General features: G+C 47.8%; 1 protein-coding gene (only partly in view). It reads right to left on the bottom strand.

Annotated elements, in window-relative coordinates:
• Positions 1 to 16,202: the 5' portion of a tandem-95 repeat protein gene (locus OCV19_RS17775; protein WP_315972722.1), read on the bottom strand. 14,491 nt of this gene lie to the left of the window's left edge; only the first 16,202 of its 30,693 coding nucleotides appear in the window; its start codon is at positions 16,200 to 16,202; the stop codon falls past the left edge of the window.

Genomic DNA, 16,202 nt, shown 5'->3' with positions numbered 1-16,202 from the left:
TCTGCACTGAACGTGATACCTTCATCTTCATCTGTCGATAGAACAATCGGGCCAGAAACGATTGGCGCATCATTTACTGATTCGAAGTTGATGTTGATGATATTGCTGTCTGTCAGCTCACCATCGGTAACTTGATAACCAAGTTCGATTTCACCATGGAAGTTTTCATCCGGTGTTACCGTCCAAGTGCCATCACCATTATCGGTGAGTGTTGCATGCTCTGAGTTTTCACCCACTAGCTCTAGATTTTCAATATCAAGGTCGTCGCCATCAATATCAGATGCTTGCGCCAGTAGTTGCTCTTCGGTAATTACAACCGAAGCAAACTGGGCAGAACCATCGGTATCGACAGTAATATTCGGAAGATCAGCCGTTAACTCGATTTCGTTGTCACCCGCATGGATATTCAACTCAACCGTTTCAGTAATCTCTGAGCCATCCACACCAATCGATGTAAACACCGCTTCATCATGACAAGTTTGTGACACTGTCATGTTTTGAACCACGTAAGTACCATTACCTTGTACGGTACCAAGCTCAAAGTAAGACACTGGTTGATCAACCGTTAGCGTGTAATCTGTCTCGAAAGTACCACGGTCTTCTTTATGGTAAGTCATCGAGTCAATTAGGTCGCCATCCTCATTGAACGCTTTGATTTCTACTTCGGTAAAGTGACGAGACTCTTCCATGAACCAGCCACCCAAACCATCTAGGTGGAAACTGATTTCATTGATGTCTTGACCTTCAACTGAAACCGTCAGTTTCTCATCACCACTTAAGCCTTGGCGGTCTGTATCACCAAGTCCGTGACCAATGTGGGTGTTACCATTCCAGGCACCAAGAGGATCATCGTTACTTTGAACGGTTACCGTTAAGTCACCATCTGAGAACTCACGCGTATAAGGGTCTACTTCTGTACCCCAGTCATCCACGCTCGCGTTATCGTCAAACGTACCTATTTGTGTGGTGTGTGTACCTTCAGCAAGAGCATCTTCACTTGGAACAAAGCGCACTTCGGTATCTGCAGGAACTTCTTGTCCTACTTCCAGTACCACCCATTCGTCATTCACATTTGCTTCAATGATGCCGTTTTCTGGCGCTTGGTCTAAACGTAGTGCTGGTTCTTCACGAAGTGTCACACCAACTGTTTGGTCTTCTTGCGCTTGGATGAAGATTTCATCGCCCGCTTCCGGCGCATCGTTGACAGGGTTAACCGTCAAGTCGAGTGTCGTCAGAACTTCATTCTCACCATCACTGATGTTGTATGTGAAGTCCAACTCACCATTGAAGTTTTCTGTGTGCGTAATGGTGAATGAACCATCGTCATTAGTAACAATTGTTGCATCGGGATCGTTGGTTTGAAGGTTAGATGCCGTTAACTCATCACCCTCAATGTCGGTTGCGTTTGCAAGCAACTGCTCTTGAGTAATGGTGATTGAATTATCTTCATCGACTTCAGCCTGAATGCCCGAAGTTTCAGGTCCATCATTCACAGCAATAACATCGATGCCAGCGGTTGTGGTTGCGGTTGCACCGTCTTCGTCAACGACAACAACGTCTAGTGAAATATCACCATCGAAGTTTTCATTTGGCGTAAAGGTGTAAGTACCATTGCCATTATCAACAAAAGAGCCGTCATCACCGGAGTACGATACTCCAGACAATGATACATCGCCTTCTACATCGGAAGAGTTTGCCAATAGTTGCTCATCACTGATCGTGATTTGGCCATCTTCTTGAACTGTGTACGATGTTGATCCCGCTACCGGTGGATCATTCTCAGGCGTTACGCTGACATCAATAACAGCTGATGTTGAATCAGTACCGTCAGAGACATCGAATGAGAATTGAACATCACCATTGAAGTTCTCGTTTGGAGCAAAGCTGTATGTGCCGTCGCCATTATCGCTAAGAACACCATCTGCACCTGTGTAGAGCACGTTTTCAATCGACAGTTCATCACCATCAACATCCGACGCGCCTGCAAGCAGGTCAGCATCGGTGAAGAGTAACGTGCCGTCTTCTTCAATCGTGAACTGTTGATCTTGCGCTTGTGGCAAGTCATTAACCGGATTCACGGTAATGTCTAGGCCAACTTGAACTGAACCACCATCGTTATCGATGATATCGAAGTTCAGGTCTAGGTCACCGTTGTAGTCGGCGTTAGGTGTAATGGTGTAGCTGCCATCATCATTGTGTTGGATGGTCGCATTTTCATCAGTAGATAGGTTGATAGCTTCTAAGTTGTCGCTATCGATATCATCGGCTCTTGCAAGCAATTGCTCTTGGCTTAACGTGATAGAACTATCTTCATTGATGGTGTAAGCCAAATCGCCCGATACTGGTGCATCATTGATTGGCAATACATCAACGTTAATGTGTGTTTCAACCGTTGCACCATCTTCATCTTGAATGGTCACACCCAGTTGAACCTGACCATTGAAGTTTTCGTTGGGTGCAAAACTGCATGTACCATCACCATTTACAGTGAAGATACCGTCAGAGCCATCGTAGTTAATGCCAACAAGTTCTACATCGCCTTCGATATCCGAAGCATTCACAAGAACCTGAGATTCACTGAACGTCAGAACCGAATCTTCGTCAATGGTGTATGACGTTGGACCCGCAACTGGTGGATCGTTCACTTCAAGAACGGTAATACCTGCTGTGGTTTCATCAATTGCACCTTCTTCATCTGCAACAATCACATCAAGGCTGATATCACCGCTGAAGTTTTCATTAGGAAGGAAGGTATAGCTGCCATCGCCGTTATCTTGGAACACACCATCAGTGCCACTGTAAGTCACAGTATCAACCGACACGGCACCTTCAATATCCGAAGAGTTAGCTAACAACTGTTCATCAGAAATTGTGATGGCATGGTCTTCATTGACCATGTATGAGGTTGAACCCGCAACTGGCGGATCGTTCTCAGGAGTCACACTCACATCAATGTTAGCGCTGACTGTTTCTGTGCCATCAGAGACACCGAAACTGAAGTTCACATCGCCATTGAAGTTTTCATTTGGCGCAAAGGTATAAGTACCATCACCGTGGTCGGTCAGTACGCCATCACCACCTGTATAGCTAATACCTTCAACGGTTAAGTCGTCGCCATCAATATCGGTGGCACCGGTAAGTAAGTCGGCGTCTGTAAATTGAAGCGTACCGTCTTCTGCGATACTGAATTGTTGGTCTTGAGGAACCGGCAAGTCATTAACTGGGTTAACAGTAAGATCGGCGGTTGCTTGAACCGTGTCAGTACCGTCAGTGATGTTGAATTGAATATCAATGTCACCATTGAAGTTCGCATCAGGTGTGATGGTGAAACTGCCGTCATCGTTAGCTACAACCGTCGCATCACCACCAACTGTTAAGTCGCTTGCGGTTAGATCTTCGCCTTCTACATCGGACGCTTGAGACAGCAGCTGATCTTGGCTCAGTGTGATTGAGCCATCTTCATTAACGTTGTAAGCCAAATCACCAGACACTGGCGCATCATTGATTGGTAATACGTCAACATTGATGACGGTTTCCACTTCTGCACCGTCTTCATCACGAATGGTGACATCAAGCTGTACTTGGCCATTAAAGTTCTCATTCGGAGCGAAGCTACAAGTGCCATCACCATTTACTGAGAAGATACCTTCAGGGCCATCGTAGCTAATACCAACAAGCTCAACATCCCCTTCTACATCTGAGGCATTAAGCAATACTTGAGACTCACTGAAGGTCAGTACTGAATCTTCATCAATGGTGTAAGACGTTGGGCCTGCGACCGGCGGATCGTTCACTTCAAGAACATTGATGCCCGCAGTCGTCGCATCGGTCGCACCATCTTCATCAGCAACAACCACATCCAGTGCAATTTCACCGCTGAAGTTCTCATTTGGCGAGAAGGTGTAAGTGCCGTTACCATTGATTTCGAGGACACCGTCACTACCAGAGTAAGTCACGCTGTCTATGGATACATCACCTTCAATATCTGAAGATGTTGCCAATAGTTGTGCATCAGAAATGGTAATCGAGTTATCTTCATTTACGGTGTAAGAAGTAGAACCCGCAACTGGAGGATCATTTTCCGGAGTCACGCTAACGTCAATGTTTGCAGACACCGTATCGGTACCGTCTGACACATCGAAGCTAAAGCTCACATCACCATTGAAGTTTTCGTTTGGCGCAAAGCTATATGATCCCTCACCCAAGTCAGTCAGTACGCCATCAGTGCCTTCATAAGTGATGCCCTCAACCGTCAGGTTATCACCTTCAACGTCTGTCGCGCCTGTAAGCAGATCCTCGTCTGTGAACAGTAAAGTACCGTCTTCGGCAATACTGAACTGTTGATCTTGAGGCACTGGTAAATCATTAACTGGATTAACCGTAAGGTCTGCAGAAGCTTGAACCGTGTTGGTGCCATCTGAGATATCGAAACTGATATCGATGTCACCATTGAAGTTCTCATCTGGCGTGATGGTAAAGCTGCCATCATCGTTGGCTACAACCGTCGCATCACCACCAACCGTTAAGTCGCTAGCAGTAAGGTCATCGCCTTCAATATCTGATGCTTGAGATAGCAACTGCTCTTGGCTTAAACGAATCGAACCGTCTTCATCGATTGAGTACGCGAGGTCACCCGATACTGGCGCATCATCAACCGCAGTAACACTCACATCGATGTTTGCTGATACTGTATCGGTGCCATCTGATACATCAAAACCGAAGTTGACATCGCCATTGAAGTTTTCATTCGGAGCAAAGGTATACGTGCCGTTACCGTTGTCGGTAAGAATACCGTCACCGCCGTCGTAGGTCACACCTTCAACCGTCAGGTTGTCACCTTCAATATCTGTAGCACCTGTTAACAGGTCTGCATCGGTGAAGATGAGCGTGCCATCTTCTTCAACGCTGAACTGTTGATCTTGTGGTACTGGTAGGTCGTTAACTGGATTAACGGTTAGGTCTGCTGAAGCTTGAACCGTGTTGGTGCCATCTGAGATATCGAAACTGATATCGATGTCACCGTTGAAGTTCTCATCTGGCGTAATGGTAAAGCTACCATCGTCGTTAGCTACAACCGTCGCATCACCACCAACCGTTAGGCCGCTAGCTGTCAGGTCATCACCTTCTACGTCAGATGCTTGAGAAAGCAACTGCTCTTGGCTTAGACGAATCGAACCGTCCTCGTCGATTGAGTACGCTAGGTCACCCGATACAGGTGCATCATCAACCGCAGTCACACTTACATCGATATTGGCAGAGACCGTATCGGTACCGTCAGAGACATCGAAACCGAAGTTTACATCGCCATTGAAGTTTTCGTTTGGAGCGAAGGTGTACGTACCATTACCGTTATCAGTAAGAATACCGTCGCCGCCATCGTAGGTCACACCTTCAACCGTTAGGTTGTCACCTTCAATATCTGTAGCACCGGTTAACAGGTCTGCATCGGTGAAGATGAGCGTGCCATCTTCTTCAACGCTGAACTGTTGATCTTGTGGTACTGGTAGGTCGTTAACTGGATTAACGGTTAGGTCTGCTGAAGCTTGAACCGTGTTGGTGCCATCTGAGATATCGAAACTGATATCGATGTCACCATTGAAGTTCTCATCTGGCGTGATGGTAAAGCTGCCATCATCGTTGGCTACAACCGTCGCATCACCACCAACCGTTAAGTCGCTAGCAGTAAGGTCATCGCCTTCCACGTCAGAGGCTTGTGATAGCAACTGCTCTTGACTTAGACGAATCGAACCATCTTCGTCGATTGAGTACGCGAGGTCACCCGATACAGGCGCATCATCAACCGCCGTCACGCTCACATCGATGTTTGCAGAGACCGTATCGGTGCCATCTGACACATCAAAACCGAAGTTTACATCGCCATTGAAATTCTCATTCGGAGCAAAGGTATACGTGCCGTTACCGTTGTCGGTAAGAATACCGTCACCGCCGTCGTAGGTCACACCTTCAACCGTCAGGTTGTCACCTTCAATATCTGTAGCACCTGTTAACAGGTCTGCATCGGTGAAGATGAGCGTGCCATCTTCTTCAACGCTGAACTGTTGATCTTGTGGTACTGGTAGGTCGTTAACTGGATTAACGGTTAGGTCTGCTGAAGCTTGAACCGTGTTGGTGCCATCTGAGATATCGAAACTGATATCGATGTCACCGTTGAAGTTCTCATCTGGCGTAATGGTAAAGCTACCATCGTCGTTAGCTACAACCGTCGCATCACCACCAACCGTTAGGCCGCTAGCTGTCAGGTCATCACCTTCTACGTCAGATGCTTGAGAAAGCAACTGCTCTTGGCTTAGACGAATCGAACCGTCCTCGTCGATTGAGTACGCTAGGTCACCCGATACAGGTGCATCATCAACCGCAGTCACACTTACATCGATATTGGCAGAGACCGTATCGGTACCGTCAGAGACATCGAAACCGAAGTTTACATCGCCATTGAAGTTTTCGTTTGGAGCGAAGGTGTACGTACCATTACCGTTATCAGTAAGAATACCGTCGCCGCCATCGTAGGTCACACCTTCAACCGTTAGGTTGTCACCTTCAATATCTGTAGCACCGGTTAACAGGTCTGCATCGGTGAAGATGAGCGTGCCATCTTCTTCAACGCTGAACTGTTGATCTTGTGGTACTGGTAGGTCGTTAACTGGATTAACGGTTAGGTCTGCTGAAGCTTGAACCGTGTTGGTGCCATCTGAGATATCGAAACTGATATCGATGTCACCATTGAAGTTCTCATCTGGCGTGATGGTAAAGCTGCCATCATCGTTGGCTACAACCGTCGCATCACCACCAACCGTTAAGTCGCTAGCAGTAAGGTCATCGCCTTCAATATCTGATGCTTGAGATAGCAACTGCTCTTGGCTTAAACGAATCGAACCGTCTTCATCGATTGAGTACGCGAGGTCACCCGATACTGGCGCATCATCAACCGCAGTAACACTCACATCGATGTTTGCTGATACTGTATCGGTGCCATCTGATACATCAAAACCGAAGTTGACATCGCCATTGAAGTTTTCATTCGGAGCAAAGGTGTAAGTACCATTACCGTTGTCGGTAAGGATGCCGTCGCCACCGTCGTAGGTCACACCTTCAACCGTTAGGTTGTCACCTTCAATGTCCGTTGCACCGGTTAACAGGTCTGCATCAGTAAAGATGAGCGTGCCATCTTCTTCAACGCTGAACTGTTGTTCTTGTGGCACTGGCAGGTCATTAACTGGATTAACAGTAAGGTCTGCAGAAGCTTGAACGGTATTGGTGCCATCAGAGATATCGAAACTGATATCGATGTCACCGTTGAAGTTCTCATCTGGCGTAATCGTAAAGCTGCCATCGTCGTTGGCTACAACCGTCGCATCACCACCAACCGTTAGGCCGCTAGCTGTCAGGTCATCACCTTCTACGTCAGATGCTTGAGAAAGCAACTGCTCTTGGCTTAGACGAATCGAACCGTCCTCGTCGATTGAGTACGCTAGGTCACCCGATACAGGCGCATCATCAACCGCCGTCACGCTCACATCGATGTTTGCAGAGACCGTATCGGTGCCATCTGACACATCAAAACCGAAGTTTACATCGCCATTGAAATTCTCATTCGGAGCAAAGGTATACGTGCCGTTACCGTTGTCGGTAAGAATACCGTCACCGCCGTCGTAGGTCACACCTTCAACCGTCAGGTTGTCACCTTCAATATCTGTAGCACCTGTTAACAGGTCTGCATCGGTGAAGATGAGCGTGCCATCTTCTTCAACGCTGAACTGTTGATCTTGTGGTACTGGTAGGTCGTTAACTGGATTAACGGTTAGGTCTGCTGAAGCTTGAACCGTGTTGGTGCCATCTGAGATATCGAAACTGATATCGATGTCACCGTTGAAGTTCTCATCTGGCGTAATGGTAAAGCTACCATCGTCGTTAGCTACAACCGTCGCATCACCACCAACCGTTAGGCCGCTAGCTGTCAGGTCATCACCTTCTACGTCAGATGCTTGAGAAAGCAACTGCTCTTGGCTTAGACGAATCGAACCGTCCTCGTCGATTGAGTACGCTAGGTCACCCGATACAGGTGCATCATCAACCGCAGTCACACTTACATCGATATTGGCAGAGACCGTATCGGTACCGTCAGAGACATCGAAACCGAAGTTTACATCGCCATTGAAGTTTTCGTTTGGAGCGAAGGTGTACGTACCATTACCGTTATCAGTAAGAATACCGTCGCCGCCATCGTAGGTCACACCTTCAACCGTTAGGTTGTCACCTTCAATATCTGTAGCACCGGTTAACAGGTCTGCATCGGTGAAGATGAGCGTGCCATCTTCTTCAACGCTGAACTGTTGATCTTGTGGTACTGGTAGGTCGTTAACTGGATTAACGGTTAGGTCTGCTGAAGCTTGAACCGTGTTGGTGCCATCTGAGATATCGAAACTGATATCGATGTCACCATTGAAGTTCTCATCTGGCGTGATGGTAAAGCTGCCATCATCGTTGGCTACAACCGTCGCATCACCACCAACCGTTAAGTCGCTAGCAGTAAGGTCATCGCCTTCCACGTCAGAGGCTTGTGATAGCAACTGCTCTTGACTTAGACGAATCGAACCGTCTTCATCGATTGAGTACGCGAGGTCACCCGATACTGGCGCATCATCAACCGCAGTAACACTCACATCGATGTTTGCTGATACTGTATCGGTGCCATCTGATACATCAAAACCGAAGTTGACATCGCCATTGAAATTCTCATTCGGAGCAAAGGTGTAAGTACCATTACCGTTGTCGGTAAGGATGCCGTCGCCACCGTCGTAGGTCACACCTTCAACCGTTAGGTTGTCACCTTCAATGTCCGTTGCACCGGTTAACAGGTCTGCATCAGTAAAGATGAGCGTGCCATCTTCTTCAACGCTGAACTGTTGTTCTTGTGGCACTGGCAGGTCATTAACTGGATTAACAGTAAGGTCTGCAGAAGCTTGAACGGTATTGGTGCCATCAGAGATATCGAAACTGATATCGATGTCACCATTGAAGTTCTCATCTGGCGTAATCGTAAAGCTGCCATCGTCGTTGGCTACAACCGTCGCATCACCACCAACCGTTAGGCCGCTAGCTGTCAGGTCATCACCTTCTACGTCAGATGCTTGAGAAAGCAACTGCTCTTGGCTTAGACGAATCGAACCGTCCTCGTCGATTGAGTACGCTAGGTCACCCGATACAGGTGCATCATCAACCGCCGTCACACTTACATCGATATTGGCAGAGACCGTATCGGTACCGTCAGAGACATCGAAACCGAAGTTTACATCGCCATTGAAGTTTTCGTTTGGAGCGAAGGTGTACGTACCATTACCGTTATCAGTAAGAATACCGTCGCCGCCATCGTAGGTCACACCTTCAACCGTTAGGTTGTCACCTTCAATATCTGTAGCACCGGTTAACAGGTCTGCATCGGTGAAGATGAGCGTGCCATCTTCTTCAACGCTGAACTGTTGATCTTGTGGTACTGGTAGGTCGTTAACTGGATTAACGGTTAGGTCTGCTGAAGCTTGAACCGTGTTGGTGCCATCTGAGATATCGAAACTGATATCGATGTCACCATTGAAGTTCTCATCTGGCGTGATGGTAAAGCTGCCATCATCGTTGGCTACAACCGTCGCATCACCACCAACCGTTAAGTCGCTAGCAGTAAGGTCATCGCCTTCCACGTCAGAGGCTTGTGATAGCAACTGCTCTTGACTTAGACGAATCGAACCATCTTCGTCGATTGAGTACGCTAGGTCACCCGATACAGGCGCATCATCAACCGCCGTCACGCTCACATCGATGTTTGCAGAGACCGTATCGGTGCCATCTGACACATCAAAACCGAAGTTTACATTGCCATTGAAATTCTCATTCGGAGCAAAGGTATACGTGCCGTTACCGTTGTCGGTAAGAATACCGTCACCGCCGTCGTAGGTCACACCTTCAACCGTCAGGTTGTCACCTTCAATATCTGTAGCACCGGTTAACAGGTCTGCATCGGTGAAGATGAGCGTGCCATCTTCTTCAACGCTGAACTGTTGATCTTGTGGTACTGGTAGGTCGTTAACTGGATTAACGGTTAGGTCTGCTGAAGCTTGAACCGTGTTGGTGCCATCTGAGATATCGAAACTGATATCGATGTCACCGTTGAAGTTCTCATCTGGCGTAATGGTAAAGCTACCATCGTCGTTAGCTACAACCGTCGCATCACCACCAACCGTTAGGCCGCTAGCTGTCAGGTCATCACCTTCTACGTCAGATGCTTGAGAAAGCAACTGCTCTTGGCTTAGACGAATCGAACCGTCCTCGTCGATTGAGTACGCTAGGTCACCCGATACAGGCGCATCATCAACCGCAGTCACACTTACATCGATATTGGCAGAGACCGTATCGGTACCGTCAGAGACATCGAAACCGAAGTTTACATCGCCATTGAAGTTTTCGTTTGGAGCGAAGGTGTACGTACCATTACCGTTATCAGTAAGAATACCGTCGCCGCCATCGTAGGTCACACCTTCAACCGTTAGGTTGTCACCTTCAATATCTGTAGCACCGGTTAACAGGTCTGCATCGGTGAAGATGAGCGTGCCATCTTCTTCAACGCTGAACTGTTGATCTTGTGGTACTGGTAGGTCGTTAACTGGATTAACGGTTAGGTCTGCTGAAGCTTGAACCGTGTTGGTGCCATCTGAGATATCGAAACTGATATCGATGTCACCATTGAAGTTCTCATCTGGCGTGATGGTAAAGCTGCCATCATCGTTGGCTACAACCGTCGCATCACCACCAACCGTTAAGTCGCTAGCAGTAAGGTCATCGCCTTCCACGTCAGAGGCTTGTGATAGCAACTGCTCTTGACTTAGACGAATCGAACCATCTTCGTCGATTGAGTACGCTAGGTCACCCGATACAGGCGCATCATCAACCGCCGTCACGCTCACATCGATGTTTGCAGAGACCGTATCGGTGCCATCTGACACATCAAAACCGAAGTTTACATCGCCATTGAAATTCTCATTCGGAGCAAAGGTATACGTGCCGTTACCGTTGTCGGTAAGAATACCGTCACCGCCGTCGTAGGTCACACCTTCAACCGTCAGGTTGTCACCTTCAATATCTGTAGCACCTGTTAACAGGTCTGCATCGGTGAAGATGAGCGTGCCATCTTCTTCAACGCTGAACTGTTGATCTTGTGGTACTGGTAGGTCGTTAACTGGATTAACGGTTAGGTCTGCTGAAGCTTGAACCGTGTTGGTGCCATCTGAGATATCGAAACTGATATCGATGTCACCGTTGAAGTTCTCATCTGGCGTAATGGTAAAGCTACCATCGTCGTTAGCTACAACCGTCGCATCACCACCAACCGTTAGGCCGCTAGCTGTCAGGTCATCACCTTCTACGTCAGATGCTTGAGAAAGCAACTGCTCTTGGCTTAGACGAATCGAACCGTCCTCGTCGATTGAGTACGCTAGGTCACCCGATACAGGTGCATCATCAACCGCAGTCACACTTACATCGATATTGGCAGAGACCGTATCGGTACCGTCAGAGACATCGAAACCGAAGTTTACATCGCCATTGAAGTTTTCGTTTGGAGCGAAGGTGTACGTACCATTACCGTTATCAGTAAGAATACCGTCGCCGCCATCGTAGGTCACACCTTCAACCGTTAGGTTGTCACCTTCAATATCTGTAGCACCGGTTAACAGGTCTGCATCGGTGAAGATGAGCGTGCCATCTTCTTCAACGCTGAACTGTTGATCTTGTGGTACTGGTAGGTCGTTAACTGGATTAACGGTTAGGTCTGCTGAAGCTTGAACCGTGTTGGTGCCATCTGAGATATCGAAACTGATATCGATGTCACCATTGAAGTTCTCATCTGGCGTGATGGTAAAGCTGCCATCATCGTTGGCTACAACCGTCGCATCACCACCAACCGTTAAGTCGCTAGCAGTAAGGTCATCGCCTTCCACGTCAGAGGCTTGTGATAGCAACTGCTCTTGACTTAGACGAATCGAACCATCTTCGTCGATTGAGTACGCTAGGTCACCCGATACAGGCGCATCATCAACCGCCGTCACGCTCACATCGATGTTTGCAGAGACCGTATCGGTGCCATCTGACACATCAAAACCGAAGTTTACATCGCCATTGAAATTCTCATTCGGAGCAAAGGTATACGTGCCGTTACCGTTGTCGGTAAGAATACCGTCACCGCCGTCGTAGGTCACACCTTCAACCGTCAGGTTGTCACCTTCAATATCTGTAGCACCTGTTAACAGGTCTGCATCGGTGAAGATGAGCGTGCCATCTTCTTCAACGCTGAACTGTTGATCTTGTGGTACTGGTAGGTCGTTAACTGGATTAACGGTTAGGTCTGCTGAAGCTTGAACCGTGTTGGTGCCATCTGAGATATCGAAACTGATATCGATGTCACCATTGAAGTTCTCATCTGGCGTGATGGTAAAGCTGCCATCATCGTTGGCTACAACCGTCGCATCACCACCAACCGTTAGGCCGCTAGCTGTCAGGTCATCACCTTCTACGTCAGATGCTTGAGAAAGCAACTGCTCTTGGCTTAGACGAATCGAACCGTCCTCGTCGATTGAGTACGCTAGGTCACCCGATACAGGTGCATCATCAACCGCAGTCACACTTACATCGATATTGGCAGAGACCGTATCGGTACCGTCAGAGACATCGAAACCGAAGTTTACATCGCCATTGAAGTTTTCGTTTGGAGCGAAGGTGTACGTACCATTACCGTTATCAGTAAGAATACCGTCGCCGCCATCGTAGGTCACACCTTCAACCGTTAGGTTGTCACCTTCAATATCTGTAGCACCGGTTAACAGGTCTGCATCGGTGAAGATGAGCGTGCCATCTTCTTCAACGCTGAACTGTTGATCTTGTGGTACTGGTAGGTCGTTAACTGGATTAACGGTTAGGTCTGCTGAAGCTTGAACCGTGTTGGTGCCATCTGAGATATCGAAACTGATATCGATGTCACCATTGAAGTTCTCATCTGGCGTGATGGTAAAGCTGCCATCATCGTTGGCTACAACCGTCGCATCACCACCAACCGTTAAGTCGCTAGCAGTAAGGTCATCGCCTTCCACGTCAGAGGCTTGTGATAGCAACTGCTCTTGACTTAGACGAATCGAACCATCTTCGTCGATTGAGTACGCTAGGTCACCCGATACAGGCGCATCATCAACCGCCGTCACGCTCACATCGATGTTTGCAGAGACCGTATCGGTGCCATCTGACACATCAAAACCGAAGTTTACATCGCCATTGAAGTTTTCGTTTGGAGCGAAGGTGTACGTACCATTACCGTTATCAGTAAGAATACCGTCGCCGCCATCGTAGGTCACACCTTCAACCGTTAGGTTGTCACCTTCAATATCTGTAGCACCGGTTAACAGGTCTGCATCGGTGAAGATGAGCGTGCCATCTTCTTCAACGCTGAACTGTTGATCTTGTGGTACTGGTAGGTCGTTAACTGGATTAACGGTTAGGTCTGCTGAAGCTTGAACCGTGTTGGTGCCATCTGAGATATCGAAACTGATATCGATGTCACCGTTGAAGTTCTCATCTGGCGTAATGGTAAAGCTACCATCGTCGTTAGCTACAACCGTCGCATCACCACCAACCGTTAAGTCGCTAGCAGTAAGGTCATCGCCTTCCACGTCAGAGGCTTGTGATAGCAACTGCTCTTGACTTAGACGAATCGAACCATCTTCGTCGATTGAGTACGCTAGGTCACCCGATACAGGCGCATCATCAACCGCCGTCACGCTCACATCGATGTTTGCAGAGACCGTATCGGTGCCATCTGACACATCAAAACCGAAGTTTACATCGCCATTGAAATTCTCATTCGGAGCAAAGGTATACGTGCCGTTACCGTTGTCGGTAAGAATACCGTCACCGCCGTCGTAGGTCACACCTTCAACCGTCAGGTTGTCACCTTCAATATCTGTAGCACCTGTTAACATGTCTGCATCGGTGAAGATGAGCGTGCCATCTTCTTCAACGCTGAACTGTTGATCTTGTGGTACTGGTAGGTCGTTAACTGGATTAACGGTTAGGTCTGCTGAAGCTTGAACCGTGTTGGTGCCATCTGAGATATCGAAACTGATATCGATGTCACCGTTGAAGTTCTCATCTGGCGTAATGGTAAAGCTACCATCGTCGTTAGCTACAACCGTCGCATCACCACCAACCGTTAAGCCGCTCGCGGTTAGGTCTTCACCTTCAACATCAGACGCTTGAGACAACAGCTGTTCTTGGCTCAGTGTGATTGAACCATCTTCGTTAACGTTGTAAGCCAAATCACCCGATACTGGCGCATCATTGATTGGCAATACGTCAACATTGATGACGGTTTCCACTTCTGCACCATCTTCATCACGAATGGTGACATCAAGCTGAACTTGGCCATTAAAGTTCTCATTCGGAGCGAAGCTACATGTGCCATCACCATTTACTGAGAAGATACCTTCAGGGCCATCGTAGCTAATACCAACAAGCTCAACATCCCCTTCTACATCTGAGGCATTAAGCAACACTTGAGACTCACTAAAGGTCAGTACTGAGTCTTCATCAATGGTGTAAGACGTTGGACCTGCAACCGGCGGATCGTTCACTTCAAGAACATTGATGCCCGCAGTCGTCGCGTCGGTAGCACCATCTTCATCAGCAACAACCACATCCAGTGCAATTTCACCGCTGAAGTTCTCATTTGGCGAGAAGGTGTAAGTGCCGTTACCATTGATTTCAAGGACACCGTCGCTACCAGAGTAAGTCACGCTGTCTATCGATACATCACCTTCAATATCTGAAGATGTTGCCAATAGTTGTGCATCAGAAATGGTAATCGAATTGTCTTCATTCACTGTGTAAGACGTAGAGCCCGCAACTGGCGGATCATTCTCAGGAGTCACGCTAACATCAATGTTTGCAGACACCGTATCGGTACCGTCTGACACATCGAAGCTAAAGTTCACATCGCCATTGAAGTTTTCGTTTGGCGCAAAGCTATATGAGCCATCACCCAAGTCAGTCAGTACGCCATCAGTACCTTCATAAGTGATGCCTTCAACCGTTAGGTTATCGCCTTCAATGTCAGTAGCGCCAGAAAGAAGGTCAGCGTCGGTGAAGACAAGAGTTCCATCTTCCTCGATTTCAAACGTTTTATCTTCAGGAACAGGCGCGTCATTAATCGGACGTACCGTTAAATCAATTGCGCTACTAATCGTTTCTTGGCCGTCACTGATGTCGAAAGTAAGGTCAAGTTCACCATTAAAATCAGCTGAAGGAACAACGGTGAAAGTACCATCACCATTGTCTTGAACTGTTGCATCAGCACCAACTTGAACGTTAGAAGCAACAAGCTCGTCCCCATCTACATCACTTGCGTATTCGAGTAATTGTTCTTGAGTGAATGTTATGGAGCCATCTTCATCCATGATGTAAGCCAGATCTTGTTCTGCTTCTGGTGCATCATTTTCACTTTCTACATTGATTTGGAAAGTTTCACTCGTCGTTTCAGAATCAAAATCATCTTCTACTTGATTCGTTGCTTCACCACTTTGGTCCTGAACATCGACTGCAAACGTTTCTTCTGCGGTTTCCGAATCTAGATTATCACCACCTTGTGACCCTTCAGAGTCTGTAGAAGAACTTGATGCTGCTGAAGTTTGTACTGCTTGACTTTGGGCTTGATTGCCTTCTGCATCAACTCCTCCTTCAGATCCGGCACCACCACCGCCTCCTACAGCTTGTGCACCTGCACCAGAACCCTCACCACCACTTCCCGATGCACCTTCAGCGCTTCCTCCTTCAGAAGCAACACTATCGACCACATTGGATTGAGCTGCCTCTGAATCACTACTACTTTCTGGTGTGTCTTCTTGCACAGCCGCACCAGAAGCCGAGGCATCTTCAGCATTACCTGCACCACTCGGATTGTCGTCTAAAGCCTGGTTAACTTCGTCTGCCGCATCCGTATTTTCAGCACCCGTCGCTATTGTCGACGCAATCGTATTTTGTTGATTTTGTTGATTCTGCTGTTGGGAGGGCGTACCCGCGTCGTTCGTGTCCGTTTGTTCTACCGCGTCATTTAGATCTTCATTTTGGTTGTTTTGGTTATTTTCGCCTGCCAT

It is taken from the genome of Vibrio celticus (assembly GCF_024347335.1).
GTDB lineage: Bacteria > Pseudomonadota > Gammaproteobacteria > Enterobacterales > Vibrionaceae > Vibrio > Vibrio celticus.
Note: the sequence above shows the minus strand (reverse complement) of the source record. Positions and strands in the feature narration are given on the sequence as shown.